At 70.9% G+C, this 26,592-nt stretch carries 24 protein-coding genes; 14 read left to right on the top strand and 10 right to left on the bottom strand.

What is annotated here, in order from left to right; translation table 11 throughout:
• The first annotated feature begins 93 nt into the window (after window positions 1-93).
• The 4 genes from AB0M29_RS09575 to AB0M29_RS09560 all read left to right on the top strand — a co-directional run bounded on the left by AB0M29_RS09575 (window position 94) and on the right by AB0M29_RS09560 (window position 6,709).
• Window positions 94-2,475, top strand: a complete 2,382-nt coding sequence (locus AB0M29_RS09575) for a glycoside hydrolase N-terminal domain-containing protein (protein ID WP_365381403.1) — start codon at window positions 94-96, stop codon at window positions 2,473-2,475.
• Window positions 2,476-2,518: 43 nt separating this feature from the next.
• The gene (locus tag AB0M29_RS09570) at window positions 2,519-4,981 is read left to right on the top strand and encodes a phosphocholine-specific phospholipase C (RefSeq protein ID WP_365381401.1); all 2,463 of its coding nucleotides are present in this window, start codon (window positions 2,519-2,521) and stop codon (window positions 4,979-4,981) included.
• A 69-nt stretch (window positions 4,982-5,050) separates the two neighbouring features.
• Window positions 5,051-5,506: a VOC family protein gene (locus AB0M29_RS09565; RefSeq protein ID WP_365381400.1), complete on the top strand. Its 456-nt coding sequence runs from the start codon at window positions 5,051-5,053 to the stop codon at window positions 5,504-5,506.
• A 318-nt stretch (window positions 5,507-5,824) separates the two neighbouring features.
• Window positions 5,825-6,709, top strand: a complete 885-nt coding sequence (locus AB0M29_RS09560) for a helix-turn-helix domain-containing protein (RefSeq protein WP_365381398.1) — start codon at window positions 5,825-5,827, stop codon at window positions 6,707-6,709.
• Between the two features lie 96 nt (window positions 6,710-6,805).
• Here the strand turns inward: AB0M29_RS09560 and AB0M29_RS09555 are convergent, their stop codons facing one another.
• Window positions 6,806-7,723: a 1-phosphofructokinase family hexose kinase gene (locus AB0M29_RS09555; protein ID WP_365381397.1), complete on the bottom strand. Its 918-nt coding sequence runs from the start codon at window positions 7,721-7,723 to the stop codon at window positions 6,806-6,808.
• A gap of 243 nt (window positions 7,724-7,966) precedes the next feature.
• Here AB0M29_RS09555 and AB0M29_RS09550 point away from each other — a divergent pair, with 243 nt between their 5' ends.
• A complete protein-coding gene (locus AB0M29_RS09550) occupies window positions 7,967-8,344 on the top strand; it encodes a hypothetical protein (protein WP_365381395.1) in 378 nt (125 codons plus the stop codon).
• An 84-nt stretch (window positions 8,345-8,428) separates the two neighbouring features.
• On the opposite strand, the gene AB0M29_RS09545 is transcribed toward AB0M29_RS09550, so the two are convergent.
• Complete coding sequence (locus tag AB0M29_RS09545; protein ID WP_365381394.1) at window positions 8,429-9,031, bottom strand: TetR/AcrR family transcriptional regulator; 603 nt, start codon at window positions 9,029-9,031, stop codon at window positions 8,429-8,431.
• An 80-nt stretch (window positions 9,032-9,111) separates the two neighbouring features.
• On the opposite strand from AB0M29_RS09545, the gene AB0M29_RS09540 reads away from it, so the two are divergent.
• From AB0M29_RS09540 to AB0M29_RS09525, 4 genes are all read left to right on the top strand, one after another.
• Window positions 9,112-10,269 carry an acyl-CoA dehydrogenase family protein gene (locus AB0M29_RS09540; RefSeq protein WP_365381391.1) on the top strand — a complete coding sequence of 386 codons (1,158 nt, stop codon included), beginning with the start codon at window positions 9,112-9,114 and terminating at the stop codon, window positions 10,267-10,269.
• 83 nt (window positions 10,270-10,352) lie between these two features.
• Window positions 10,353-11,114, top strand: coding sequence for an SDR family NAD(P)-dependent oxidoreductase (locus tag AB0M29_RS09535; protein WP_365381389.1), 762 nt, complete (start codon window positions 10,353-10,355; stop codon window positions 11,112-11,114).
• 115 nt (window positions 11,115-11,229) lie between these two features.
• Window positions 11,230-11,628, top strand: a complete 399-nt coding sequence (locus AB0M29_RS09530) for a PPOX class F420-dependent oxidoreductase (RefSeq protein WP_365381386.1) — start codon at window positions 11,230-11,232, stop codon at window positions 11,626-11,628.
• Window positions 11,629-11,810: 182 nt separating this feature from the next.
• Window positions 11,811-13,010 carry a serine hydrolase domain-containing protein gene (locus AB0M29_RS09525; protein ID WP_365381383.1) on the top strand — a complete coding sequence of 400 codons (1,200 nt, stop codon included), beginning with the start codon at window positions 11,811-11,813 and terminating at the stop codon, window positions 13,008-13,010.
• 46 nt (window positions 13,011-13,056) lie between these two features.
• On the opposite strand, the gene AB0M29_RS09520 is transcribed toward AB0M29_RS09525, so the two are convergent.
• Window positions 13,057-13,374 (bottom strand): YrdB family protein, encoded by a 318-nt coding sequence (locus AB0M29_RS09520; protein WP_365381381.1) that lies wholly within the window; start codon window positions 13,372-13,374, stop codon window positions 13,057-13,059.
• A 164-nt stretch (window positions 13,375-13,538) separates the two neighbouring features.
• Between AB0M29_RS09520 and AB0M29_RS09515 the strand changes: the two genes are divergently transcribed.
• Window positions 13,539-13,991 (top strand): MarR family transcriptional regulator, encoded by a 453-nt coding sequence (locus AB0M29_RS09515; protein ID WP_365381378.1) that lies wholly within the window; start codon window positions 13,539-13,541, stop codon window positions 13,989-13,991.
• A gap of 57 nt (window positions 13,992-14,048) precedes the next feature.
• Here AB0M29_RS09515 and AB0M29_RS09510 read toward each other — a convergent pair whose 3' ends face one another.
• From AB0M29_RS09510 to AB0M29_RS09490, 5 genes are all read right to left on the bottom strand, one after another.
• On the bottom strand, window positions 14,049-15,845 hold the full coding sequence (locus AB0M29_RS09510; protein WP_365381376.1) for a hypothetical protein: 1,797 nt from the start codon (window positions 15,843-15,845) through the stop codon (window positions 14,049-14,051).
• A gap of 68 nt (window positions 15,846-15,913) precedes the next feature.
• Window positions 15,914-16,714, bottom strand: coding sequence for a hypothetical protein (locus tag AB0M29_RS09505; RefSeq protein WP_365381373.1), 801 nt, complete (start codon window positions 16,712-16,714; stop codon window positions 15,914-15,916).
• Between the two features lie 26 nt (window positions 16,715-16,740).
• Window positions 16,741-17,352 (bottom strand): VOC family protein, encoded by a 612-nt coding sequence (locus AB0M29_RS09500; protein WP_365381577.1) that lies wholly within the window; start codon window positions 17,350-17,352, stop codon window positions 16,741-16,743.
• Window positions 17,353-17,673: 321 nt separating this feature from the next.
• The gene (locus AB0M29_RS09495) at window positions 17,674-18,348 is read right to left on the bottom strand and encodes a hypothetical protein (protein ID WP_365381370.1); all 675 of its coding nucleotides are present in this window, start codon (window positions 18,346-18,348) and stop codon (window positions 17,674-17,676) included.
• Between the two features lie 159 nt (window positions 18,349-18,507).
• Window positions 18,508-18,804, bottom strand: a complete 297-nt coding sequence (locus tag AB0M29_RS09490; RefSeq protein ID WP_365381369.1) for an antibiotic biosynthesis monooxygenase — start codon at window positions 18,802-18,804, stop codon at window positions 18,508-18,510.
• A gap of 114 nt (window positions 18,805-18,918) precedes the next feature.
• Here AB0M29_RS09490 and AB0M29_RS09485 point away from each other — a divergent pair, with 114 nt between their 5' ends.
• On the top strand, window positions 18,919-19,902 hold the full coding sequence (locus AB0M29_RS09485; RefSeq protein ID WP_365381366.1) for a helix-turn-helix domain-containing protein: 984 nt from the start codon (window positions 18,919-18,921) through the stop codon (window positions 19,900-19,902).
• Window positions 19,903-20,067: 165 nt separating this feature from the next.
• The gene (locus AB0M29_RS09480) at window positions 20,068-20,490 is read left to right on the top strand and encodes a hypothetical protein (protein ID WP_365381363.1); all 423 of its coding nucleotides are present in this window, start codon (window positions 20,068-20,070) and stop codon (window positions 20,488-20,490) included.
• A gap of 119 nt (window positions 20,491-20,609) precedes the next feature.
• On the opposite strand, the gene AB0M29_RS09475 is transcribed toward AB0M29_RS09480, so the two are convergent.
• Window positions 20,610-21,353: a spermidine synthase gene (locus AB0M29_RS09475; RefSeq protein ID WP_365381360.1), complete on the bottom strand. Its 744-nt coding sequence runs from the start codon at window positions 21,351-21,353 to the stop codon at window positions 20,610-20,612.
• Between the two features lie 161 nt (window positions 21,354-21,514).
• Between AB0M29_RS09475 and AB0M29_RS09470 the strand changes: the two genes are divergently transcribed.
• Complete coding sequence (locus tag AB0M29_RS09470) at window positions 21,515-24,196, top strand: NACHT domain-containing protein (RefSeq protein WP_365381358.1); 2,682 nt, start codon at window positions 21,515-21,517, stop codon at window positions 24,194-24,196.
• A 26-nt stretch (window positions 24,197-24,222) separates the two neighbouring features.
• Here the strand turns inward: AB0M29_RS09470 and AB0M29_RS09465 are convergent, their stop codons facing one another.
• Entirely contained in the window at window positions 24,223-25,359 is a 1,137-nt protein-coding gene (locus AB0M29_RS09465) for an alpha/beta fold hydrolase (protein WP_365381355.1), read from the bottom strand.
• A 346-nt stretch (window positions 25,360-25,705) separates the two neighbouring features.
• On the opposite strand from AB0M29_RS09465, the gene AB0M29_RS09460 reads away from it, so the two are divergent.
• Window positions 25,706-26,566 carry a GH25 family lysozyme gene (locus AB0M29_RS09460; RefSeq protein ID WP_365381352.1) on the top strand — a complete coding sequence of 287 codons (861 nt, stop codon included), beginning with the start codon at window positions 25,706-25,708 and terminating at the stop codon, window positions 26,564-26,566.
• The last annotated feature ends 26 nt before the right edge of the window (window positions 26,567-26,592 follow it).

Raw genomic sequence — 26,592 nt, 5'->3', positions numbered from 1 at the left:
GACAGTGGGGCTCGCGCCGACGCGGCGCGAGCCCCACCACCGGGGGCGGAGGGCGCGACGCCTTCCCCACCCTCACACATCGGAGTGACACACGTGAACGCACCCGGCGCGCCTCCCACCACACCCCTCGTCGCCCCTCCGCGGCGGGGGATCTACGACACCGCGGCCGCTTCGGCGTGGACCGACGGGTTCCTCACCGGCAACGGCGAGTACGGCGCCCTCTACTACGGCGTCCCGTCCCTGGAGAAGGTGGTCCTCAACCACCACCGATTCGTGCTGCCCAACGGCAGCCGGACGGTGCCGCCCCCGCACAACGCGGCGCGGCTCGCCGAGGCCCAGGACCAGGCGCTCGCCGGTGACTACACCGGTGCCGCGTCGACGTTCAGCAACGGCTGGAGCCTGCGCTGGACGCAGACCTTCCACCCCGCCTACGAACTGCGGATCAGCACTCCCGGCGGGATCACCACCGACAGCTACGCCCGGACCACCGACTTCCGCACCGGCGAGGTCACCCACAGCTGGACCGACGCCTCCGGCATCTGGCGACGCCGGGCCTTCGTCTCCCGCGCGGACCACGTCGTCGCCCACGAGCTGCTGGCGGCGCCCGGCCGGACCGTGGACGTCACCCTCGGCGTCAACACGGCCCTCGACGGTGTCCCGTCCAGCGTCGCCTTCACCGCCAGGGCCGGCGTGACCCACGGCGACGGCTATCTCGACCTGCGCGGCGTCTATCCCGCGGGAGGCGCGTACGGGTACGAGGGCGCGACCCGCGTCGTCGTCCACGGAGAGGGAGCGTCCGTCACCGCGAGCGGGCAGACCCTGGTGGTCGCCGGGGCCGCCAAGGTCCTGCTGCTGACGAAGCTGGGCCGCTACGAGACCCCCACCGCGTGGGACGCCGGGCCGCTCCAGACGGCCCTTGCCGGTCTGACCGCCGACTACGGCGTCCTGCTGAGCCGGCACACCCCGCTGCACCGTGCGCTGTTCGACGGCTCGAGCATCGACCTGGACGTCTCCGCCGCCGACCGCCGCATGTCCACCGGCGACCTGATCGCCCGTCAGAAAGCCAACCGCGCGGCGATCGACACCGCATTGCTGGAGCGGATGTACGACTCCGGCCGCTATCTGTTCGCCAGCTCCAGCGGAGTGCTGCCGCCACGCCTGACCGGGCTGTGGACGGGCAGTTGGGACGCCTCGTGGGCCGGTGACGTGACGACCAACGCCAACGTCAACCTCCAGGTCGCCGGCGGCAACATTCTCGCTCTCGGCGACGCGATGCAGGGCTACTTCGACCTCGTCCTCGGCCAGTTGCAGGACTGGCGTGACAACGCCACCCACCTCTACGGCGCCCGCAGGTTCCTCGCCCCCACCCGTACCGACGGCGAGCACGGCCACATGCTCCACTTCGACGACGACGGCTTCCCGGGGCAGTGCTGGACCGGCGGCGCCGACTGGCTGCTGTACCCGTTGCTGGAGCACTACCAGGTCACCGGCGACCACGCCTTCCTCAAGGAACGGCTGGGCCCGGCCCTGATGGAACTCGCCCTCTTCTACGAGGACTTCCTCACCCGCACCGACGCCGACGGCAGAGCGGTCTTCGTGCCCTCCTACTCCGTGGAGAACCACCCCTCCAGCACCGGCCAGTGCCTGTCGATCAACGCCACCGGCGACATCATGGCCGCCAGGCACGCGCTGCAGGCCGCCATCGACGCCGCCACCGCCCTCGGGGTGGAACAGGCGCCCGGGCAAGGCGTCGAACGGTGGACCATGCTGCTGGCCAAACTGCCCGACTACACGGTCAACGGCGACGGGGCGCTGGCCGAATGGTCCTGGCCGGGCCTGACCGACTCCTACGACCACCGCCACATCCAGCACCTGTACGGCGCCTGGCCCCTCCACGAGATCAACCCCGAGGACACCCCCGACCTCGTCCCGTACGCACGCCGCGCCCTCGAACTGCGCGGTGACGAGAACTACTCCGCCCACGGCAGCCTGCACCGCGCGCTGGCCCACGCCCGCCTGAAGGACGGCGCCGGCGTCTACGGCAACCTGCTGAAGATCCTCGGCAACAACATGGTGTGGCGGTCACTGATGACCTCCCACAACCCCGACCTGACCGTCTACAACAGCGATGCCGCCCACGCCATCCCGGCCGTCCTCGCCGAAGCCCTCCTCTGCACCCGCCCGGGCATTCTGGAGCTCCTTCCCGCGCTGCCCGAGCAGTGGGCCAGAGGCACGATCACGGGCGTCCGCGGCCGCAACCAGGTCAGCATCTCCGTCTTCCACTGGGACACCGCGGCGCGAACCGCCACCCTCACGCTGACCTCCGCCGTCGACCAGACCCTCACCGTGATCAGCCGCCGCGGCATTGCCTCGATCTCCACCACCGCCCCGGTGACGCCGTCGACGCTCGGGAGCCACGCCCGGACCGTCGCACTGACCGCGGGCCACGCGACGACGATCGCCATCGGCCACTGACCCCCGCCCGCGTCGCACCCTCCCCCCTCAGGAGAGCCCCACCATGACCCCCGCATCCCAGCCCGGTGTGAGCCGCCGGGCCGTCCTCACCAGCGCCGCCGCGGCGGCGGGAGTCGGCGCCGCCGGCACCCTGCCGAAGGTCCTGCGCGACCTGCTGAACACCCCGATACCCGCCGGGACCGGGACGGTCGCCGACGTCAAGCACGTCGTGGTCTTCACGCAGGAGAACCGCGCCTTCGACCACTACTACGGCACCATGAACGGCGTGCGCGGCTTCGGCGACCGCAACGCGATCACTCTGCCCGGAGGCAAGCCGGTCTGGTACCAGCCCAACCCGGCCGCCGCGGACCACTACACCCTGCCGTTCCGGATGAACACCGCCACCACCAGCGCCACGTGCGCGTCCGCGCCTGCCATGGACTGGCCCACCGACCTGGGCATGTACCGCAACGGTGTGTTCGACGCGTGGAACACCGCCCGCACCCCGGGCCTGGGCATGAGCCACTTCGCCCGCAAGGACCTGGACTTCTACTACGAGTTGGCGAACGCCTTCACCGTCTGCGACCAGTACTTCTCCTCGACGTTCACCCAGACCAATCCCAACCGGCTGCACCTGTTCAGCGGCAGCAACGGCGGATCGGTCGGACAGTCCGCCGTGATGGACAACACCGAACCTCCGGCGGGCTTCGCCTGGACCACGTACGCCGAGCGCCTGCAGAGCGCCGGGATCTCCTGGCGGGTCTACCAGGAGAGCGACAACTTCGACGACAACGCCCTCGCCTGGTTCGCATCGTTCAAGTCCGCCGGGCCCGGCAACCCGCTGTACGACAAAGGACTGGCCACGGTCGCGGATATCGTCCAGGCGTTCGGTGCCGACGTCGCCGCCGACCGGCTGCCGCAGGTGAGCTGGATCGTGGCGCCGACCGCGCTGTCCGAGCACGCCAACTACCGCCCCGCCGCAGGCGAGGACCTCACCGCCCGGCTGCTGGCCGCACTCGCGGCCAACCCCGCGGTGTGGGCCAAGACGGCGTTCCTGCTCAACTACGACGAGAACGGCGGCTTCTTCGACCACGTGCCGCCGCCGTCGCCGCCGGCCTCCGACAGTGACGGGCTGACCACCGTCGCCACCACCGGCGAGATCTCCGGCGGCAAGCCGATCGGGCTCGGCTTCCGGGTCCCCATGACCATCATCTCGCCCTGGACCCGCGGCGGTTACGTCTGCTCCCAGGTCTTCGACCACACCTCGGTGCTGCGGTTCTGCGAGAAGGTGTTCGGTGTCGCCGAACCCAACATCAGCGCTTGGCGCAAGGCTGTCTCCGGCGACCTGCTGTCCGCCTTCGACTTCACCTCCGCCGACACGGCCTGGCCGGCATTTCCCGACACCAGCACGTACGTCAGCACCGCCGCCACCCAGTGCGACACCCTGCCGGCGCCGACCGTGCCCACCGTGCAGTCGCCGCCGCTGCAGGAAGCCGGCCACCGCAAGGCGCGCCCGATCCCCTATGCCTTCGAGGCGAAGGGCCGCATCACGCCCGGCACCTTCTACATCGACATGACCAACAGCGGCTCCGCCGGCCAGTGCGTCTACCTCTACGCCAACGCCTACCGCACCGACGGCCCCTGGCGGCACACCGTCGAGGCCGGCAGGACGCTCACCGACTACTTCGTCGCCGGTACGCCCACCGGCGCGTACGACCTGTCCCTCATCGGCGTCAACGGCTTCCACCGCCGCTTCCGCGGCAACCGCGTGACCGCCACCACCGCGGGCAACGCCAACCCCGAGGTCACCGCCGGCCTGGACGCGGCCGCCGGACTGCTGACGCTGACCATGAAGAACAGCGGCACCGCCGCCTGCACGGTCACGATCACCGCCAACGCCTACCGCACGGACGGGCCGTGGACCGTACCGCTTGCCGCCGGTGCCACCTCGACCAAGAACTTCGACCTCACCGCGTCAGGACACTGGTACGACCTCACCGCCACCGCCGGCACGACCGACGGCTTCCTGCGCCGCTTCGCCGGGCACCTCGAGACGGGCCAGGAATCCATCACCGACCCCGCCGTCGTCGGCGTACTCCCCAGCACCGTGAGCTACGCCGACAGCCAGGAGACGTCCGCGGAGAACGGCGCGGCCGTCAACGTGCTCGACGACGTGCCCACCACCATGTGGCACACCGCGTGGAGCACGACCCCCGCCCCGCTGCCGCACGAGATCCGCTTCGACTTGGCCGCCCCCAAGACCGTCAGCGGCCTGTACTACCTGCCCCGGCAGGACGGCAACGCCAACGGCCGTATCGGCAGGTACGAAGTCTCCACCAGCACAGACAACACCACTTGGAGCACGCCGGTGGCCACGGGCACCTGGGCCGACGACCCCCAGCCCAAGTCCGTCACCTTCCCCGCGACCACCGCCCGCTACGTACGCCTGAGGGCCCTGAGCGAGGCCGGCAATCGCGGCCCGTGGTCCTCCGCGGCCGAGGTCCGCGTCCTCGGCCCCAGCACCTGACCGCCACACCTCCCGGACATCGGAGACAACGGCGGCCTCGCTGTCAGACCTGCCTGGGATGCTCCGGGCATGGAGATGACACTGCAGATGACGATCGACTGCTCCGATCCGCGGAGGATGGTGGCCTTCTGGACCGAGGCCCTGGGCTATGTGCCCGAGCCGCCGCCGGGCGGGCACCCCACCTGGCGTGCCTACTGGCTGGACATGGGGGTGCCCGAGGCGGAACTGCCCGCCGGTGCCGGGGACGTTCCGGAGTCGATCATCGATCCCGCGGGACGCGGACCGAGGGTGTGGTTCCAGCAGGTTCCGGAGCCGAAGACCGCCAAGAACCGGTGGCACTTCGACCTGAAGGTCGGCGGGGGCCGTGACGTCCCCCTGGACATCCGCACCCAGCGGGTCAACGCCACGGTGGAACGGCTGGTCAAAGCCGGAGCCACCGTGCTGCGGATCAACGACCAGCCGGACATGGGGCACTACGCCACCGCCATGCAGGACCCCGAGGGCAACGAGTTCGACGTCGTCTGAGGGCTGACGCGACGGTGCTGGGCACAGCCACTCATTTGACGGCCGTGACCAGCACCGTCGCCGCGTAGCGGACGGCACGTCAGGTGTGAGCGCGTGCCCCGCAGGTGTTCTGCCGGGCAAACTGCCGGTCCTTCTGCCGGTTGTCTTGCCTGGTCACCGCCGTACGAGGGTGGTCAGCCTTGACCCCTCAGGCAGGCCGGGGGGAGCCAGGCCGGTTGGCGCACTCGTCTCCCCGGCGTCACGGCCGACCATCACCGGATCTCCGGCTGTAGACCGGAATCAGCCACGCACCGGGAGGATCTCATGCAGGGGAGGCCGGTGCCCACCGCGCGCCCGAACAGCGACGGTGCCAGACGCACCCTGTTCGGCCACCCGCTGGCGGCAGCGCTCCAGGGCCAGGTGCTCGGCTATCGGGCGTTCGAAGCGGGCGGCCAGTGCCCGCCGCGCCGTCGGCTGCTGATGCCGGACGGAGTCGTCCGGCTGACGTTGGGCTTCGGCTCCCCCGTGCTCTTGACGGACGCCGTATGCCCTGAGCGGGCGTTCACGGGCGCCTCCTTGCTCATCCCGGCCCGTACCACCGCACTGGTCGCCGAGCACCGCGACCCCGTCCGGTGCGTGACCGTGCTGATGACTCCGCAGGCGGCCTACCGGTTCTTCGGGGCACCGATGTCCGACTGGTCGGAACTGGTGGTCCACCCGGCCCAGTTACTGGGCTCCCAGGTGGTGGCCATGTTGATCGACCGGCTGGCGGGCTGTGGGGACTGGGCAGCGCGATTCGCCCTGCTGGACGCGGAGTTGGCCGCACGGATGCCCGCCGGTCCGCCCGGCAGCCCTGAAGTCGAACGGGCCTATCGCGAGTTGGGCCGCACCCATGGTCAGGTGCGCGTGTCGGCCCTGGCACGCGCGGTCGGCTGGAGCAGCCGCCAGTTGGAGCGCCGGTTCCGCCAGCAGATAGGGCCGTCGCCGAAGCGCGTCGCACAGATCCTGCGCCTGCAGCGGGCCATGCGACTTCACGAGAGCGGCCGTCCCTGGACACAGGCCGCACTCGACGCCGGATTCTTCGACCAGCCGCACTTCGACCGCTCGTTCAAGGCGGTGACCGGCTGCACCCCGAACTGGTTCTCCCGCGTTCGCACGCGGTCCGCTCCGGAAGAGTGGACGGACCTTGCCGCAGGCCACCTGAGCAGCGCACTCCTCCCGTAGCGGACGTCATCCCACGTGCGACGGACGTACGGGCAGCACGGGACCCGCGGCTGACCGGCCGCCCGTGTGTGCGCGGTGGGTGGGGGCGGTGCGGTGTCAGATGGCGTCGACCTGGACGGACGAGGAGTAGGCGCGGTAGGCGTCCGCGTCGAACATGCCCGCGTAGGGGGCGCGGACAGTGGCGGCCGACAGTGCGACGGCCCGACCCAGTGCCTCCGGCCAGGAGAGCCGCTCGGTGAGGCCGGTGGCCAGCGCCGCGACCACGGAGTCACCGGCGCCTGTCGGGTTTCCGCGGACGGTCTCGGTGGATGCCAGGGCCGCTCGCCATACGCCTTCGGGTGCGACGGCGAGCAGACCTTCCGGGCCGAGCGAGGCGATCACGGTCCCGGCTCCCGCCTTCCGGAGTGCCGTCGCGGCCTCCAAGGGGTCCTCGATACCGGTGGCGGCCGTCAGTTCGGCCGCGTTCGGCTTGATGAGGGTGGGCCGCGCGTCGAGAGCCGCGGTCAGTGCCGGGCCGTCGGCATCGAGGATGACGGGGACGCCGTGGTCATGGGCGAGCGTGATGAGTCGAGCGTACGCATCCGACAGGACACCGCTGGGCAGGCTGCCGGAGAGCACCAGGACGTCGGCGCCGGGCAGCAGGCCGCGGACCGCGTTGTGCAGCGCGGCCCATGCGGGTGCGTCGACTTCGGGGCCCGGCTCGTTGAGCATCGTCGCGTCGACCGCGTCGGCGACGGCGATGGTGCGTCGCGTGCGTCTGTCGCCGAGGTCGATGGCGCGGTGGTTGATCCCCGAGCTCTCCAGGTCGTCGCGTACGGCCGCTCCGGTGTATCCGCCCAGCGGGAGCACGGAGATGACCGGACAGGCGAGCGCGTGCAGAACGCGGGCCACGTTGACGCCCTTGCCTCCCGCCTGCTCATGGACGGCGCTCACCCGGTGGGTCGTGTGCGGGCGCAGTCCCTGGAGGGAGTAGGTGATATCGAGTGCCGGATTGGGCGTCACCGTGACGATCATCTGCCGTGCCTTATCGCTGTGCGCAGCTCATCTGCGAGGTCGAGAGTGGGGCCGGGCCGTCCCTCCCGGCCCACGGCCCCGAGCATGCCCGCAGCGCCCTCATTCTGTCCATAGATGCTTGAAACAAGCGTCTTCAAGTCAAATTCATGCACGGTCGGCCTCGGTGTGTGCGCTCAATCTGCGGTGCCCGTGCAAGGAGGGGCGAGGAAGGCCAAGGGCCGCGTCGGCGCGTATCGTCCGGTCATGGACACTCCTGCTTCGCCCCGCGTCCTGGTGATCGGGCTTGATCCCTATCGGGTGCCCGGGCCGTGGGATCCCGAGCCGGTGGCCGCGGCCATCGAGGCGGGGCTGGCCGAGTTCGCCGAGCACGGTGTGGGTGTGGAGACCTGCCTGATCGGCCTCGACGGCAGCGACGACGTGGACGCGGCCGTCGCGAGCGCGCTGCGGGCCCACGCGTGGGAGTGCGTCACCGTCGGAGGCGGCCTGCGGCACTCGGATGACCAGGTGGAACTCCTCGAACGCGTGGTCAATCTGATTCGGCGGCACGCGCCTGACGCGGCCATCGCGTTCAACAGCACCCCCGCCACCACCTATGAGGCCGCCGCCCGCTGGATCGAGTGACGACGGCAAGGGCGCCCGCCGTAGTAGCGGCGCCGGGCGCGATACCGAGGTCGCGCGCCGCGATGTGCGCGGGCCGACGACGGCTCAGCGGCTGAGACCGTGCAGCAGGAGTTCGGCCAGGCAGGCGTACGCCTCGGCGTCGGCCAGACCGGTGACGGCGGCCACGTGGCGCTGCTGGATGCGGACCATCGCCGAGGCGATGACATCCGCCGCGAAGGCGATGTGCACCTCGCGGAACTCGCCGGCCGCCACCCCTTCCTCGATCAGCTGCTCGACCCGGCGGGCCGCGGCCCGCGTATTGCGTTCGTAGACCTCCGCCGCGGGCTCGAAGCCGGCCACGTCCTCGAAGAACTGGGGTGAGAGCGGGGCGAGTTCCCCGGCGACGGCGTGCAGGTAGGCCGCCAGCCGGGCGGCCGGAGCGGACTCGGCGGCGAGGGCCGACTCGACCCGCCCGGTCGCGCTGCGGAAGAAGTGCACCACGACGGCCCGGACCAGTTGCTCCTTGCTGCCCGCGAGCCCGTAGAGCGTGCGCTTGGAGCAGTGCAGCCGCGCGGCGAGGTCGTCGAGGGTGAAGTGGGCGAACCCCTCCTGGGTGAGCAGGTCCACCAGGGCCCCGAACAGCTCGGACCGGCGTGCCGCGCCACGGCCGGTCTGCTTCGGTCCGACCGCGTCGGCAGTTTCGATCACGTGCCCATTATCCTCGCGCGCCATTGAGGCTACGATAAGCGGTACTGGCGTACCGCTCGAAGTACCGTCTGGAGACAGCGATGCCCGTTGACCGCATGTTGCCCACCTCCGAGGCCGAGGACCTGATCGCCCTGACCAGGGAACTTGCCGACAAGGAGCTCGCTCCTCGGGTGCATCAGCACGAGAAGGGCGAGATCTACCCCGAGGGGCTCTTCGCCACCCTCGCGCAGGCCGGTTTGCTCGGGCTGCCGTACCCGGAGGAGTTCGGCGGCGGGGAGCAGCCCTACGAGGTCTACCTGCAGGTTCTGGAGGAGCTGGCCGCCCGCTGGGCGGCGGTCGCCGTGGCCACCAGCGTGCACACGCTCGCCTGCCACCCGCTCAACGCCTTCGGCACCGACGCGCAGAAGAACCGCTGGCTGCCGGCCATGCTCGGCGGCGAGAGCGTCGGTGGGTACAGCCTGTCCGAGCCGCAGGCCGGTTCCGACGCCGCCGCGCTGACCTGCAAGGCGGAGCCGGTCAGGGACCCGGGGGGCGAGCTGACCGGGTATCGCATCACGGGCAACAAGGCGTGGATCACGCACGGCGGCAAGGCCGACTTCTACGCCCTGTTCGCCCGGACGGCGCCCGGCAGCCGCGGCATCTCCTGCTTTCTGGCGCCTGGTGCCCTGGACGGCCTGAGCTTCGGCAAGCCCGAGGAGAAGATGGGGCTGCAGGCGATCCCGACCACCTCCGCCATGTGGGACGGCGCGGTCATCGACGCCGACCGCCTGATCGGCGCCGAGGGACAGGGCCTCCAGATCGCTTTCAGCGCGCTCGACAGCGGCCGCCTCGGTATCGCCGCCTGCGCCACCGGGCTGGCCCAGGCCGCGCTGGACGCGGCCGTCGGCTACGCCAACGAGCGGACCGCCTTCGGCAGGAAGATCGTCGACCACCAGGGCCTCGGCTTCCTCCTGGCGGACATGGCCGCCGCTGTCGACTCGGCCCGCGCCACATACCTCGACGCCGCCCGCCGCCGCGACCTCGGCCGCCCCTTCAGCCGCCAGGCGTCCGTCGCCAAGCTGATCGCGACGGACGCCGCGATGAAGGTCACCACCGACGCGGTCCAGGTCCTCGGCGGCTACGGCTACACCCGTGACTTCCCCGTCGAGCGCTACATGCGCGAAGCGAAGATCATGCAGATCTTCGAGGGGACCAACCAGATCCAGCGCCTGGTGATCAGCCGCCTGATGGCCTCCTGACCGTGGCGGCCGCCGGGCCGCCTGTGACAACGGCCCGCCCCAGGGCTGTCCCGACCGACACTTTTCACGCTACGAGGAGACACATGGACATCGCCGGATCCGCCGCGCTGGTCACCGGAGCGGCCTCGGGCCTGGGTGCGGCGACGGCCGCCGCGCTGGCCGCACGCGGCGCGACCGTCTACGGCCTGGACCTGGACAAGGCCGTGGCCGCGGCGGGCCCGCTGCCCGACGGCGTCACCCTGCTCGCCGCCGACGTCACCGAGGACGCGCCGGTCCGCGAGGCGCTGGTCCGGATCGCCGACGACGGCGCCGAGCTGCGGCTCGCGGTCAACTGCGCCGGGATCGCTCCCTCCGCCCGCATCCTGGGGCGCGGCGGCCCGCACGACCTCGACCTCTTCCACACCGTCCTCAAGGTCAACCTCCTGGGCACCTTCAACGTGATGCGGCTGGCCGCCGAGGCGATCGCCCGGCAGGAGCCGGACGGGAACGGTCAGCGGGGACTGGTCGTCAACACCGCTTCCATCGCCGCCTTCGAGGCGCAGGTGGGCCAGATCGCCTACGCGGCCTCCAAGGCAGGAGTGGCCGGGATGACCGTCACCGCCGCGCGCGACCTGGCCCAGCACGGCATCCGGGTGGTGACCATCGCCCCGGGGATCGTGGACACCCCGATGATGGCCGGATTCAGCGACGAGGTCCGCGCCGGGCTCGGCGCGAGCGTGACCTTCCCGCAGCGGCTGGCTCGCCCGGACGAGTTCGCCCGCCTGGTCACCATGGTCGCCGAGCACGACTACCTCAACGGCGAGACGATCCGGATGGACGGCGCTCTGCGGATGACGGCTCGCTGACGCCCTGCCCGGTCGGGTGGTCGGCGTTTTCGCCGTCGTGGCCGCTTACCCTTGTCGTCGTCGGCGACAAGGCCCTCGGCTTCGTGCATGTCCTCCACACGCGATGGGACCCCCTATGACCGCACTCGACGCGACCACGCTGAGCGCACTGACGCGAGCCCGCTACGTCAGCCTGACGACGTATCGCAGGGACGGCACCCCCGTGGCCACACCGGTGTGGCACGTGGTGGACGACGGGCTGCTGTACGTGTGGACCGAAGCCGGCTCGTGGAAGGTCAAGCGGCTGCGCAACGACCCGCGGGTCAAGGTCGTCGTCTGCGACGTACGGGGCCGGATCAAGCCCGGTGCCGCCGAGGCGGTCGGGACCGGCCGCGTGCTCGACGCCGACGGCAGGGAGAAGGTCCGCCGCCTGCTGAACGCCAAGTACCTCATGGCCCGGCTGGGCGACGTGTTCTCCTCTCTGACCGGTCGTCGCCGCCGCCATCCCATCGCCGCCGTGGAGATCACCTTCTGACGACGCGGCCCGACGCGGCCCGACGGGTCCGTCGCGTCGAGGTGCCGCGTTCGCCTGTGCGTGCCCTGATCGTGCTCGACAGTGGTGACAGACACTGACTCACGAAGGAGCATGTGATGCGCGTCGTTGTACGTGTTCGGCGGCGCCCGCGCCTTAGCGGGCTCCGCGCGTTACTGGCCGTTGTGGCGTCCGCGGCCCTCACCGTTCCCCTCGCGGCGGCTCCGTCCAGTGCGGCCGACGGCTCCCGGACGGTCCCGCGGGTCGCGCCGGTCGCGCACGTCGGCCAGGAGAGTACGCGCGCTCATCTGCGGGCGCTGGTACGGGAATTGGTGGGCGAGGGGATGCCCGGAGTGACCGTGCGGGTGGACGACGGTCACGGCAAGCCGATCGAGATCGCGGAGCAAGCCGCCTGGACGAGGAAGGACCACCGGCTGCGGGCGGACGACGAGGTGCGCGAAGCGTCCAACACGAAGACGATGATGGCCACCCTCGTCCTGCAACTGGTCGCCGAGCACCGGCTCGCGCTCAGCGACCCGGTGGCCAAGTGGCTGCCGGGCCAGGTGCGGAACGGCGGAGCGATCACTTTGCGCATGCTGCTCAACCACACCAGCGGGCTGTTCGACTACACCGACGATCCCGCTCTTGCCCCGTCCCTGACCGGCCACGACCCTCATGTGTGGACGTCCCAGGAGATCCTGGCCCTGGTCGCCCGGCACCCCGCGCTGTTCGACCCGGGCACGCAGTGGTCCTACAGCAACACCAACTACATCGCCGTCGGCGCCGTTCTGGAGAAGGCCACGGGCAAGAGCCTGGCGGCGTTGGTACGGGACCGGATCGCCCGGCCGCTGGGGCTGCGGCACACCTTCTACGCCACCGGCGTCACCTGGCACGGCCAGCACGCCCACGGCTACGAACCCGACGCCGCCCACATGCCACCGGGCGTCCCGGCCGACTTCAGGGACTACGCCGGACCGCACCACGACGACCACGTGGACGTCACCGGCGACTACGTCACAGCGGACGGGGCGGACGCCGCGATCGTGTCGACTGCCCGCGACTGGTCCCGCTTCTACGCCGCACTGATGTCCGGCCGCCTGCTCCCCGCCGCTCAACTCGCGCAGATGCGCACCACCGTGCCCGAGGAAGGACCCGGGGACCCGGAGCAACTGGGCTACGGGCTGGGCATCGAGACCGCGACGACCCCGTGCGGCACGGTCTGGGACCACGTCGGCGTCGTCCCCGGCTACGCGACCTACAACGTCACCGACTCCACCGGCCACCGCACGGCCTCCTTCCTCTTCGCCACCTCCACCCTCACCAAGCAGGAACACCAGACCGGCGCGCTGCTCATGGACGCGGTCAACTGCGCCCTGTTCGAGTGAGGTGAGCTGTCCGGCTCGTGGCCGGTCGCGCTGCCGTTCCGCTCTGTCAGAGCGTCAGATGTACCGCGGTGGTCAGCAGATAGATCACGGCGAATGCCATCGGTGCGCGGCGCAGGTTCGTCGCCCGGAGCAGGACGGCCGCGCTGCCGAACCAGACCAGGTCCAGCGCCGCCCGGGCCGCCCCGTGCAGCGGCACGACCGCACCGGGTGCGCCGAACAGGGCCCATACCGCGATGTAGCCGGCCAGCAGGGCGACGGCGAGTGCCCAGCGGGCCGGGCGGGCCATCCGCCGGGTGAGCGCGAACCGGACAGCGGCGGCGTAGACGGCGAGTTCGAGCAGGAAGGCGAGCGTGTCGTCGGCCATGCGCAGCCCCCCGGTCACCGCGCACCCCCGGCGGTCCGCCGCGCCGTCTCCAAGTGCGGCACTGCCAGGGGCTTCGGCAGTGCGGCCGTCCCGGTCCCACTCATATCAATCACGCCTCAAATGATTCGAGCTCTGAATGATTCTGAGGAGATAGTATCGGTGTCATGAGCGCCGTCAACCCCCTTTCGCTGACCTCCTCGCTGTCCTTCCGGCTCGGCACCCTGGGCACGGTCGCCACCATGCGCTTCACCGCCGCGATCGAGGATCGCGGTCTCAAGCCGAAGCACGTCGCGCTGCTCGCCGCACTCGACGCGGGCGCGGCCTCCTCGCAGTTGGAACTGGCGCAGGCGATGGGCGTGGCGCCGAGCCTGGTGGTGAGCTTGACCGACCAGCTGCAGGCGCTGGGCGCGGTGGCGCGCGAGCGCGACCCGGCCGATCGCCGCCGCCAGATGCTCGCTCTCACCGAGGGCGGCCGCGCCCTGCTGCAGGAGTGCGCCGCTCAGGCGCACGCCATCGACGCGGAGCTGGCCGCCGGGCTTTCCCCTGCCGAGCGCGAGCGGCTGCGCCGGAGCCTGGGCGTGCTCGCCCGCGGGGTCGGTCTGCCGGTCGAAGAGTAGGCCCGACGGTGCCGTCCTCGCGCGAGGTCGGCCGGGGGCTCAGTGCCCGGGCGCGCTTCAGCGGCGCGGGCAGATCAGCAGGTGGAAGGCGGGCAGTGCGGCGACGGGGTGCGCGCAGTCGAAGCGGTGGCGGATCGCTGTGGCGGCCTGGGGCGCGACCTGCGCCAGGGGGAACCAGGAGGTGTCGAGTACCGCGTAGCGTGAGGTGGGGTCGTCGAGGCAGCGGAGGTTCTCCCGGTAGCTGACCTGGCTGGTGATCGACCGGTCGTAGCGGGTGCGCTGGAGGAAGTCCGGGGTGGGGTACCGGCAGTGGGTGGGATTGCCGAGCAGATAGCCGACGTCGCCGAAGGCCAGGTAGGTGACGGGTGTGTCCGCGCCGATACGGTGCCGGACACCTGTCATCCAGTCACCCAACTCGTGCCGGGTGCGCGCGCGTTCGATCGCCGTGAAGGTCGAGTGCCGGGTGTCGTACGAGTACGGTGTGGTCGGCCAGACCGGGATCGCCAGCGCGAGCGGGATCGCGACGGCGGGAGCGTAGCGCAGCAAGGCGCCACGCAGGACCGGCTGTTGCCCGCGCCGCTTCGTACCCCAACGCCCCCGCAGGCAGGCCGCGATGAGCGTGACCACCACGACCACGCAGACCAGCGTGTACGCGGCCGTCTCGTGCGCGTGCCGCCAGTTCCAGGACTGCCCGGCGATCAGCGGGACGGTGAGGCCGAGCAGCAACGCCCCGGCGAGCAGCGGCAGATCCGGGCGGCGGGCGACGGCGAGCGAGCACAACGCGGCGGCCAGCACCGGCAGTGCGGCCACGTGGTACTGGAACCACTGGCCCTGCACCACCAGCGCCGCCAGCACGCCCGTGACACCGGCTGCCGTCAGCAGTGGCCATGCCCAGCGGGCGCGACGCGACGAACTGCCGCGCGCCAGCAGCACCACGGCGGCGGGCAGCAACGCGACCACCGGATTCATCAGGGCCTCGGTGCCCACCGTGGTGATCAGCGCGTGCGCGTCGGCGGAGTGCAGGCCGTGCTGCAACGGGGTGTCGGGGTTGAGCGCGGACAGTTCGTTGAACCACCGCCACTCGCGCGGCTGGACAAGGATCGCCAGCGCGAAACCGACCGGAGTGGCGACGGCGGCGGCCGCCGTGGTCCACCAACCGCGGCGCCGGTCCAGCGCGATCAGCGCGCCGAGCGGCAACAGCGCCGTGGGCGCGGTCGTGTATTTCACCAGCGTCACGAGCGCGATCAGCACGCCCGCGACACCGGCGGCGACCCAGGTGCGCCGGAGCACCAGCGCTGCGGCGAGTCCGGCCACCGCGAGCAGCACGGCCACCCACTCCGGCTGCAGAAAGTCCCAGGCAGGCGCGAAGAGCAGCGCCAGTCCGATACCTCCGGCCACCGCGTTCGCCTCGCGGCGCGGCAGATGACGTGCGAGCCCGGCCCGCAGCCACCACACCACCGCCGCCGTCACGACGATCACCAGCAGCCGGATCCATGCCTCACGTGCGGCGACGGGACCGGCGCTGAGGTGGTCGAGCCAGGACAGCAAGTAGCGGTACGCCAGCGGCCGGTGGACGAACGTCCCCGAAGCCGGAATGCCTCCGCGCCCGCTCGCCCGCATCCCGCCGAGCACATACCGCACATCATGGTTGAGCCCGCTCCAGCACATCACGGCGGCGGCCGCGACGCCGAGGACCGCTGCCGCGAGGCGCACGGCCAGTGGATACGGCGTCCCGGCCCGGCCGCTGCCCGAACCGCTGACGACACCGCCTCCCGTGTCCGGGCCGGGCTCCGCGCGCGGGGTCGGCCGCGCGGATATCCCGGCGCCGTCATCGATGTCGGGAATGGAGTTCACGGCCGCCGAGCATAGCCGCGCGCCCGCGTACGAAGGAATCGTTCAGTGACGTAGGGGACGCGGACCCATCAGCCGGGCAAGGGACCTGCGGGATCGGGCCCCATCCAGTACTCGGGTCCGAGATCGGTCTTCAGCAGGGCGTACATCCTCTTGCGGAAGTGGGCGGTCACGAGCCATGGGCGGGTGAAGATGCGGATCTCCCCGACTTCGCCCTCCGCGTTGAGGGTGAACATCTCGACGAGTTGCTGCACATGGCCGTCCACGAGTTCGTCGATCACCACGGCGAATCCCGATCGGCCCTCGATGTCGAGAACGGCGCGAACCTTGAGGTCGCTGTAACTGCGCGCCGCTGCTTCGAGGATGGGCCCGACGACGGCCTTTCCCGTTGGCTCCTCGCTCAGGATCGGGGAGTACAGGGTGACATCCTGCGCCAGCGGCGGGACGGCCGGGTGTTCGACCCATACCGGCGTGGGCCCCTCCGGCGTATACGGCCCGGTTCCGAGGTCGGGATCCGCGAGCGCGGGGTCCGTTTCCGAGATCACCTCCCGCAGCGCGGCCATGTACGGCCACGGCCGACCGTAGACGTCGACGGTGGCAATCAGGCCCGTGGTGTCGTACCCGGCCAGCGCCAGAATCTCCGCCGTCTGACCGTCGGCGCTCGCGCTGTACACCACCCCCTCCAACCCGCCGCCCTTGAGCCGGGCTGTCGCCTCGCCCTTGGCGAGCGCCTTTTGGTACGCCCTGAGAGCGGCCGAGGCCGCCTCGCGGCCGGCGATACGCGGTGCGGTCAGCGGCGTCGCGAGAGAGACGTCTTCGGCGAGCGCCGCCGGCGCCTGTCCCGAAAGCGCGGCATTCAACGGATCCGACATCGCGTTCTCCTTGTGGTCGCGAGGGGTCACAGCGGTGGGTTCGTGCCGGCCTGTTCGCTGACCATGTACCGGGCGTACCAGTCCGGCCAGTTCGGGTCCTCCGCGCCGGTGCGTGCTTCGTGTTCGCCGTGCGCGGCCGCGGCTCGGCGCAGGGCGGCGGCCAGGTCGTCGGCAGAGGAGAAAGCCGTCGTGGCGGGGTCCAGCCGGCCCGGGAGGCGTTCGGTGATCTCCTGCAGCAGCCAGCCGTTCCCGTCGGGGTCGCTGAAGGACAGGAACGAGCCGTAGCTCGTCCGCTCCGATGCCGGGCCGGGTACCCGGGCGTCGGTACCGGCGTGGTGGAAGACGCCACCTGCGTCATGGAAGATCTCGCCCGGCTCGGCGCCGTGGCGTGCCAGTTCCTCGCGGGCGGCTTCGATGTCATCGACCACCAAGTGCAGTCCGCGTGCCGAACCGGGCGCCTGCTCGGTGACCGAGGTGCCGAAGATGACCGATGTCGGTGAACCGGGCGGAGTCACCTGGACCACCCGGAACGAGTCGTCAGGGGCGACGTCCGCGTCGAGTCGCCAGCCCAGCCCGGTGTAGAAGTCCTTGGCCCGGCCGACGTCGGACACGGGCACCACGACGACCTCGAGTTTCATGTCCACGGCTGGGGGCTTCCTCGTTCGGTGGGGTTCGGGGGAGAGGACCGGTGCCCTGCGGTCGCACGACGCCAGGCCGGCGCTGGTGAGCAGTGCCGGGCCGCGAGGTCCGAACGCGGGGTGTCACCTGTGCGCCGCCCCTGGAGGGCAAGACGGCGGCACGTGGGATATTCCCTATCAGACGTCAGGTGGGCTGACGCTCAGGCGGGCCGCACGTCCCGGGTCGGCCCCTCTTCTTTCCCCTGTACGGCGGCCCGGCGGGCCCCGGCCGCAGCACGCTCCCGGCCGAGCTGATGGGCGCTTCCCGATTCACTCCCCGGGTCAGGTGTCTTGTATGAGCATCCGGCCTTGCTCGGCGTCGGGCGAGACGAACGCGAACGCGGTAGGCGCGGCGCCGAGGTTGAGGTGGAACGGCTGGAAGTTGGGGTCGAGCTGCAGCGCCAGTGTCCAGGGGCCGCCGTCGGGCCATTCGTCGCCTTGGAAGAACGCCGGTGTTCCGCCGATCTTGTCACCGGTGATCTGGTCCCAGTACTGATCGTGGTCGTCGGGCGGCGGCTGACCGTGGTCGTGCTGGGGACGGAAGTCGGGGTCGGTGTCCGGCCGGAGCCGGACGGTGTACTCGGCCTCGGTCCCATCCTCGTGGTACAGGCTGGGCCCGGTGGCTCTCGGGAGCGTTGAACCACCGTAGATGCCACCGGGCTGCACGATGACCGCGTTCGCGCCTTCCTCGGGAAAGGCGATGTCGGGGTCGAAGAACGTCTCGTCGCCGTGCTCCGCGTGCGTCACGAAGACGTACGCCAGCCTGTCTCGCCCCACGTCGCCGAGCACTGGTCCGAGCTCGATCTGGCAGATGAAGCGCATCGGCTCGTCCCATGCGTCGTTGACCGGCCACTGCGGCTCGGAGAGCCACACCGGCTGGCCTCCGAACTTGGTGACCGGGGCGGTGACCGGCGCGCCGGCGCGAACGTACGCCTCGATCCTCCACGTCGGAACCACGGGCACTCTCCTCGTCGTGACGGCCCAGGAGATCAACACCCGGGGCACCTCGGCAGTCCCGACCACCGACCCGCATGGCCCGGCCATGCTCGAACGCGGATGCAAATTACCATCGGCGACACGGCTCTGGCGGAGCTATCGCCCCGGCCGGGGAGTCCGTCAGGAGACCTTGACCCCCAGGAGGTCCACCGGCGTGATGACCGGAGCCGAGCTGAGCATGGTCTCCGCGGCTCCCATCAGCGCGGCGGCGATCTTGCCTTCCAGGTGGCCCTGCCGTCCCCGCTCGTCGTCGAAGGTGTCGAACACACCGAAGGTGGTGGCGTCCTGGCGGAACGAGAACCAGGTCACCGTGTGCTGCTCCTGCTCGGCCAACGCCACCGCGTCGCGCAGCATCGCCTCGACCTTGTCGGCGTGCTCCGGCCTGGCCTCGATACGTGCCAGCAGACCGATCTTCATCGTGGTCACTCCTTGTGTGGGAAAGCCGCCGGATCTCCGGCGCACAGCGAACCTACGGCGCTGGTCAGTGGCCACATCAGTGGCAGAAACGACATCGTTGATAGTGTTTACGCCATGAAGGTTGCGGTTCTGGTCTGCGACGGGGTGTTCGACTCCGGCCTCGCGGCGATCCTTGACGTACTGGACGGCGCCAACGCGATGGGCGAGGAGGCCGGCGCGATGGGCGAGAGGATCTGCGAACCTCCGTCGTGGGACGTGACCACGGTCGGCCTCCAGCCCCAGGTACGCACCGGCGCCGGACACCTGGTCACCGCCGAACCCCTCGCGCACGCCGAGGCGGTGGACCTTCTGATCGTGCCCGCCCTTGCGGAACGCCGCCCCGCGGCGCTGCTCGACCAGGTCGGCGGTGATCAGACGCTTCCCGTCCGGAATCTGATCGCGCGCACCCGCGAACGCGGTACGGCCATGGCCTCGGCCTGCACCGGAACCTTCCTCCTGGCCGAAGCGGGCGTCCTGGACGACCTGCGCGCCACCACCACCTGGTGGCTGGCACCGGTTTTCCGTGCGCGGTATCCGAAGGTCCAGCTCGATCAGAGCCGCATGGTCATCGCATCGGACGGCGTCACCACCGCGGGTGCGGCCTTCGGACACGTCGACCTCGCGCTGGCGATCGTCCGAGCGGGAAGCCCCGCATTGGCCGATCTGGTGGCGCGCTACCTGGTGGTCGACGAACGCCCGTCCCAGTCGGCGTACACCATCCCCAGCGCTCTGGCCCAAAGTGACCCCACCGTCGCGGCCTTCGAACGGTGGGCCCGCGAACGCCTCGCCGAGCCGATCAGCATCCCCGACGCCGCCAAGTCCATCGGCGTCAGCAACCGCACACTGCAGCGTTCCGTCCAGCGCACCCTGGGAACCTCACCGATCCGCTTCATCCAGGACCTGAGGATCGAACGCGCGTCCCACCTGCTGCGCACCACCGAACTGTCCCTCGAGACGATCGCCCGGAAGGTCGGCTACGAGCACCCCAACACCCTGCGCGTGCTCCTCCGTGAACGCACCGGCAAGACCACTACGGCCCTTCGGGGCATCGGGCTCTGATCGCACTCATCCGCTGATTGTCGTGGAACGGTAACGATGCCGGGCGGGCGCAACGGGCAGCAGGAGACGCCCCTCTGAATGATCGGCGAGGGCGCAATCGGGCGCTGTCGCACACAAGGGGTGCGGGTCTCACGATGTCGGGGAGATCCGCGGGAGGGAACGTCCATGACCAGGACGAAGAAGACCGGGATGAAGGCGTGGGGACGCCGGGGGGCCGTGATCGGTGCGCTGGCTCTGGCCTCGGTGACGGTGGCCGCTGTACCGGCGTTCGCGAAGGGCAGTGTGGACATCACGGCGCCCCGTACGGCGCACGTGGGTAAGACGATCACCGTCACGGCGCACGGCGGCGACGACAGCGCCGGCTACCTGCATCAGCTGTGTCTGGAGGAGAACGGCTTCGGTGAGGGGTGGCACCAGGAGAACTGCAGCGCCGTCGTCCGGGGCGACACGCGAGTGGTCGCGCATGGCACCTCCGCGGGCCGTGGGACCCTGCGGTTCCGCGCGGTGCTGTACGGCCTGACCAGCAAGAACGACCGGCATCCCGTACGCCTGCACACTTCTGACGTGGTGTCGGTGCACGTCCGCTGATCCCGGTGGTGCGGTTGCGGGCAGTCGGTGCGACCACTGCCCGCGGCCGTACGGCCGGTGTGTACGGCCGGTGTGTGCGGCCCTTCGGCAGCCGGGAAGCTGAGGGGGCCGCACCTGCCTCAGGTGGTGCCGGGTGGGTTCGGGGTGGCCGCCTTCCGGGCCACGTAGATGGTGTTGGCCGACGTTCCTCCCTGAAGCGGGTTGTCGAAGTCCACGACATGGGCCGCCCAGGCCGGGAAGACGTCGGCGAGGTCCGCGGTGAAGTCCGCGTCCGGCGGGTCGTTCGACCAGAGGGCGAAGACGCCGTCGGGGTGCAGCCTGTCGGCGAGGGCGCGCAGCCCTTCGGGCCGGTAGAGCGCGGCGTGGCGCGGGTGCAGCACATGCCGGGGTGAGTGGTCGACGTCCAGCAGGACGGCGTGGAAGCGGCGCCCCGGATCCTGCGGATCGAAGCCGTCGGGGCCGGTGGCCATGGCGAAGAAGTCACCCTGCACCAGTCGGCAGCGGGGATCCGCGGACAGCCCGGCGCCCAGCGGCACCAGCCCGCGTTGGTGCCAGTCGATGACCTCGCCGAGGGTGTCGACGACGATCAGTGAGCGGACCCGCGGGTCGTCCAGCGCCGCCCGGGCGGTGTAGCCGAGGCCGAGCCCGCCGACCACCACGTCCAGTTGGGTGGCGGTGAGGCCCGCCAGGCCGAGGTCGGTCAGCGCGATCTCGCCTGCCGTGAAGAGACTGGACATGAGGAACTCGTCGCCGAGTTTCACCTCATGGATGTCCTCGCCCGTCGCCGGGTCGCGGCGGCGGCGCAGGCTGATCACACCCATCGGCGTCGGGCGCCAGTCGATCTCCTCGAAACGCGCGCTCACGGGGGTTGCCTTCCGTTCCGGCGCCCGCACGTGCCGGCAGCCGGAGTCACCCTATGCGAACCGCGGCAAGCGACTCCTCGCCCAGCGCGTGTTCACTCGGGAGTGGGACGCCGCGGGATGTTGTGGGTCCGGCCGGTGGCGGGCGCTGAATACTCGCGGTCATGGGGACGGATGCGCGGGCCCGGCGGGACGGTCTGGTCTATCTGGTGCTTGCGGTGGGCGGGTTGGCCGGGGCGTTGCTGGTCGCGTACGGGTTCGGGTTGGGGGTGCCGCAGATGGCGGCGGCGGTGCTGCCGTCGCTGGGCGGGTTGTATCTGTCGTGGGCGGCGTTCCGGTCCGGGCGGCTGGATGCCGCGGCCCGGCACACGCCGCAAACCAGTGCTGACCAGTTGGCGGTTGCCGTGCGTGGGCAGTGGGAGTCCGAGGTACGCGTACGGCGGCTGAACGATCCCTATCCGCTGCCGGTGGCCCGGCGTGCCGCGGGCCCCGAACTCGGCGAGTCCTGGCCGCTGTTGCAGGAGATGGCCACGGCATGGCCGGGCGGACCACCGTCGGCGCCGGACGGGTGGGCGGAGAGCCCGGAGCAACTGGCGGGGGCCGGTGCGGAGATCGCTGAGGTGTTCCTGGAGCGGCTGCCGACCCGGCGGCTGCTCGTGCTCGGCGAGCCGGGCACGGGCAAGACCATGCTGCTGGTGCGACTGCTGCTGGCGCTGCTGGAGCGGCGCGCCGACGGCAGCCCGGTGCCGGTGCTCTTTCCGCTGGCTTCGTGGAGTCCGGGCGAGCAGAGCCTGGAGAGCTGGATGGCCGAGCGGCTGGCGCGCGACTACGCCGGGCTGGGCGGTCAGCGGGCGGACGGGGCACGGGAGTTGCTGGAGCACGGGCTGATCCTGCCGGTGCTCGACGGGTTCGACGAGATCCCGCCGCCGTACCGGGGGATCGCGCTGGACGAGCTCAACGCCGCGCTGCCGCTGGGCCGTCCGGTGGTGCTGTCCAGCAGGGTGAACGAATACCGGCAGGCGCTTTCGCCCCCCTCGGGAGTGCCGACGATGCTGTCGGGGGCGGCGGCGGTGGAGTTGCTGCCGTTGCGGGCCGGAGATGCCGCCGGGTGGCTGCTGCGGGACGCGGGCGGACGCCGTACCCAGGCGGCGGACCGCTGGGCACCGGTCATCGAGCGTCTGGGCACCGACGACCCGGTGGCTGGGGCATTGGACACCCCGCTGATGCTCTTTCTGGCGCGGACCGTCTACAACCCCCGGCCCGGTGAACGGGCCACGGCGCTGCCGGATCCGGCGCAGTTGTGCGACCGGCGGCGGTTCCCGGACCGGGCCGCGGTGCGGGCTCATCTGCTCGACGCGTTCCTGGCCGCCGCCTACCGGCCGCATCCGCGCTACCCCTGCCGCTGGTCCCCGGAGCAGGCCCGGCGCACCCTGACCTGGCTGGCCGGGCACCTGCAGGGCGATCTGGGAGGCACGCCCGACATCGGCTGGTGGCAGCTGCACCGGGCGCTGCCGCCGCGGGTGCTGCGGGCGTTCACCGGTGTGCTGTTGGGTGTGGTGGCGTGGCTGACAGCAGGGCTGGCGGGGTGGGTGGTGGCGCTGTGGACGGGCCTGCCCAGCGGCTGGCTGACCGGGCCGCCGGCCGCGATCGTGGGCGGTCTCGCCGGCGGGATGGCCGGTGGGACGGCCGGTGGTCTGGGCTGCGGGCTGGTCGCCGGTGTCACCGGGGGAGTGCTGGAGGGCGTGACCGCGGTGCTGTCCACCGGACGGCCCGCGGCGCTGCTCATCCCGGCGGCCAGCGGGCTGGCGTACGGCTTCGCGGGCGGCGCCGTGGCCACACTCACCGCCCGTGGCGGACCTCGGCGCCGCGGCGGGGCGGATACCCAACGGCGCCGGGACTGGCGGCCGTTCGCCGGCGGGCTGGTGTGCGGCGGCGCCCTCTGGTTCGCCTTCCGCCCGGCCTACGGGTCCGCGGCCGCGCTGGCCGGGGCACTGCTGAGCGCGGGCGTCTACGCCACCGGTGGTTGGCTGATCGGCGGCAGAGGCCGCCCGCGGTCGATGGACGGGCCCGTGCACGATACGGGACCCGTACCGGCGATCCGGACGCGATGGGCCTGGGACCTGCGGGGCTTCGCCATCGGCCTGGCCGGCGGGTCGGCCATCGGCCTCACGCATCTGGCCGCGCTGCGCCTGCAGAGCTGGCTGACCGGCAACCCCTCGTACACCCTCGGCGTGATGCTCGCCTTCAGCTGCGCCTACGGGCTCGCCGTCGGACTCGTCCGCGGGCTGCGCGGCGAGTCGGCCGACCTGGCGACCGCCGTGGGCCCCAAAGCCCTGCTGGCCCAGGACCGGCGCACTTGGCGGTGGCTGTGGACCGCGGTCGGCACGGCCGTCGGCATGGCGTTCCTGCTGTGCTACGGAGCCGAGTACCTGCTGGTCGGCGGCATGCGCTACGGCATCGGCCGTGACGTACCCGACAGGCACGGGCTGTCCCTGGGGTCCGTCCAGCTCCTGATGCGGGTCGTGGCCTACGGCGTGACTGTCGGGCTGGGAGCCGCACTCGGCCAGACCGCCTGGTGGTACGAGACCGTCTCCCGCCACAGCCTCGCCGTGCGGCGGCGTATGCCGAGGAACCTCCCGGCCTTCCTGGCCGACGCCCACGAACACCGCGGCGCGCTGCGGCAGGTCGGATCGGTCTACCAGTTCCGGCACATCGACCTGCAACACCGCCTGGCACAAGCGGCATCACCCCGACCACCCGCGGCACCACGAGCCCGGCCCGTGGTACCCCGTGCCCGGCGAACCTCAGCGGCGGACCGCCAGGCCGACGAGGCGGGACCGCGGTAGACGTCCCGGGGCCGGTGCCGCCGGGTTCATGGCGCCGGGCTGATGTTGCCGTTCTGGTCCATCTCGAAGCGACCCTCGGTCTTCCCGTCGACTCTGGTGTGCTGGAGCCAGTGCTTCGACAGGTTGTGCAGGTTCTTGTGCTGGCTTTCCCACGGCATCGAATGGCCGGCGCATTTCATCGTGACAAGGAGTTTGTGAGTTCCCGTGATGGCGTCGTAGAGGGCGGGGACGTGGAAGTCGAGCGCAGGATTGGGGTTGGGCGGTGTGGTGTTGGCCGTCTGGTCGTGCTCGCCGTGCACGATCAGCGCAGGCACGCTTCCGCCGAGGACACCGCCCTGTCCGGCGGTGGTCTTGTTCCAGCCCCATGACACGAAGTTCCGGTAGCGGCTGGCGCCCGCAGGGTGCCCGGACGAGTCGATCTTTCCCCAGGTACGGCCGATCGGATCGTTGTCCATCAGCGCGCCCCACGCGACGTCGAGCATGCCGGGCTCGCGCTGGCCCGTACACTTCAATTCCTTCTGCCACGCTTGATCGAGGCCCGTGCGGGTCAGCACGTGAGTGGGGAAGCCGGGTGCCGGCAGGGTCGGCGGGTTCGAGGGGCCCAGTGGGGGGAAGATCGGGGCGAGGAGGAACAGGCTCTCCACCCGCCCCGGGTGCTTGATCGCGTACGGGCCCATGGCGAACGCGGCCGCCGACCAGCCGATGAAGGCGACCTTTGAGACGGAGCGCTTGGTGCAGATGTACTCGACGACGGTGCTGACCTCGTCCTGGTCGCTTTGGGAGTTGTTCAGCACGTACGGGTAGCTCGGGGTGCGCGAGCCCGTCAGCGGGGGAGTGACGGCAGACTGCTGGCTTGGATTGACATTGCAGGGATCCTCCATCCGTGGACGGGGCGACCGGCCTGAGCCCTGCAGGTCCATCATGAAGACGTCGTAGCCGGCCTGTGCGATGGCCTTGGCCCAGCCGTACGAGGTGTGCTGGAGATCGAAGCCCGCCAGGACCGGAACGCTCCTGCCGTGCAGCATGAGGACGACCTTGCGGTTCGCCGGGGGGCCGGAGGGTGCGCCGTCGTGTTCTCGTACGAACAGCTCCACCTTCTCGCCCGCGTTCGCGGGGACGGTCGACGTGTGAGGGACCGAGTGGTCGGTCGTGGTGATGGCCATGAAACGGTCTCCTTCTGTCGGCCCGCTCGTCGGTGTCCCTTGCCATCCAGGGTCGGTCAGGCGTGAAGCCCCCGCCACAGCAGTCCCGCCGACCGTGTGTCGCCCGTACCTCATCAGGCGCCTCCGTCGAGCAAAGAATCCACGGTCCGCGTGGCAGCGCATGAAAACCGGTTTGTTGGTGCCTGAACAGCTGCTGCCGGGCTTTCGCCGCGCGGATCGCGGTGTGGTTTCACAGGAGTGGACCAAAGGCGTGGAGCGCAGCCCTTCCCTGCCCTGAAACTTCCTGCGTAGCGTCCTCCTGGCATGGCCACGCCAATTCCCTCTCCGTCGTTCAAGGAGGCGCCACATGCACGTCCCCCCACACGGCTCCCGGCAGCAATCAGGGCTGAGCCGTCCCCTGGCCGCCATCGGCGGCACGCTCATCGTCCTGCTGGCCCTGCTCGCAGCGGTCCCCTCCGCGGCCGGCGCCCGCCCCGCCCCGAGCGGGCAGCTCGCCCACCCCGAACTCGACTGGATGGGCTCCACCGTGGCGGCCCACGAGGGCCGGTCGGCCGGCAGCGGTACGGTGACCCCCGCCGTCACCCAGACCCTCGGCTTCGACGTGAGCCACTACCAGGGGGCGATCAACTGGGGGAGTGCTTACGCCAACGGAGGCCGCTTCGTCTACATGAAGGCCACCGAGGGCACCACCTTCCGGGACCCCAACTTCTCAGCGAACTACACCGGTTCGTACAACGCCGGCTTCATCCGCGGCTCTTACCACTTCGCCACGCCCAACACCTCCACCGGTGCCGCTCAGGCCGACTACTTCGTCGCCCACGGTGGCGGCTGGTCCAAGGACGGCAAGACCCTGCCGCCCATGCTGGACATCGAATACGGTCCGACGTCCACGTGCTGGGGACTGAGCCAGGCGTCGATGCGGAGCTGGATCACCTCCTTCATCAACGAGGTGCACGCGAAGACCACCCGCTGGGCGACGATCTACACCACCACGAACTGGTGGACCACCTGCACCGGCAACACGGCCGCCTACGCGTCCAACGACCCCCTGTTCATCGCGCGTTATGCCTCCGCACCAGGCACCCTGCCGTCCGGCTGGGGCTTCTACACCTTCTGGCAGCACGCCGACTCCGGCGTCTTCCCCGGCGACCAGGACTACTTCAACGGCGCCTACGCCGGCCTGCAGAACCTCGCCAACAACACCTGACGCCTGACAACTTCGCGTGGTGGCCG

Source organism: Streptomyces sp. NPDC051976, assembly GCF_040680795.1.
Lineage (GTDB): Bacteria > Actinomycetota > Actinomycetes > Streptomycetales > Streptomycetaceae > Actinacidiphila.
This window is presented reverse-complemented; position numbering and strand designations above follow the sequence as displayed.

Coding starts and splice junctions, on each gene's coding strand:
- AB0M29_RS09570 (WP_365381401.1), top strand. CDS start 2,519: ATGACCCCCGCATCCCAGCCCGGTGTGAGCCGCCGGGCCGTCCTCACC.
- AB0M29_RS09565 (WP_365381400.1), top strand. CDS start 5,051: ATGGAGATGACACTGCAGATGACGATCGACTGCTCCGATCCGCGGAGG.
- AB0M29_RS09555 (WP_365381397.1), bottom strand. CDS start 7,723: ATGATCGTCACGGTGACGCCCAATCCGGCACTCGATATCACCTACTCC.
- AB0M29_RS09550 (WP_365381395.1), top strand. CDS start 7,967: ATGGACACTCCTGCTTCGCCCCGCGTCCTGGTGATCGGGCTTGATCCC.
- AB0M29_RS09540 (WP_365381391.1), top strand. CDS start 9,112: ATGCCCGTTGACCGCATGTTGCCCACCTCCGAGGCCGAGGACCTGATC.
- AB0M29_RS09535 (WP_365381389.1), top strand. CDS start 10,353: ATGGACATCGCCGGATCCGCCGCGCTGGTCACCGGAGCGGCCTCGGGC.
- AB0M29_RS09530 (WP_365381386.1), top strand. CDS start 11,230: ATGACCGCACTCGACGCGACCACGCTGAGCGCACTGACGCGAGCCCGC.
- AB0M29_RS09520 (WP_365381381.1), bottom strand. CDS start 13,374: ATGGCCGACGACACGCTCGCCTTCCTGCTCGAACTCGCCGTCTACGCC.
- AB0M29_RS09515 (WP_365381378.1), top strand. CDS start 13,539: ATGAGCGCCGTCAACCCCCTTTCGCTGACCTCCTCGCTGTCCTTCCGG.
- AB0M29_RS09505 (WP_365381373.1), bottom strand. CDS start 16,714: ATGTCGGATCCGTTGAATGCCGCGCTTTCGGGACAGGCGCCGGCGGCG.
- AB0M29_RS09500 (WP_365381577.1), bottom strand. CDS start 17,352: ATGAAACTCGAGGTCGTCGTGGTGCCCGTGTCCGACGTCGGCCGGGCC.
- AB0M29_RS09490 (WP_365381369.1), bottom strand. CDS start 18,804: ATGAAGATCGGTCTGCTGGCACGTATCGAGGCCAGGCCGGAGCACGCC.
- AB0M29_RS09485 (WP_365381366.1), top strand. CDS start 18,919: ATGAAGGTTGCGGTTCTGGTCTGCGACGGGGTGTTCGACTCCGGCCTC.
- AB0M29_RS09480 (WP_365381363.1), top strand. CDS start 20,068: ATGACCAGGACGAAGAAGACCGGGATGAAGGCGTGGGGACGCCGGGGG.
- AB0M29_RS09470 (WP_365381358.1), top strand. CDS start 21,515: ATGGGGACGGATGCGCGGGCCCGGCGGGACGGTCTGGTCTATCTGGTG.
- AB0M29_RS09465 (WP_365381355.1), bottom strand. CDS start 25,359: ATGGCCATCACCACGACCGACCACTCGGTCCCTCACACGTCGACCGTC.
- AB0M29_RS09460 (WP_365381352.1), top strand. CDS start 25,706: ATGCACGTCCCCCCACACGGCTCCCGGCAGCAATCAGGGCTGAGCCGT.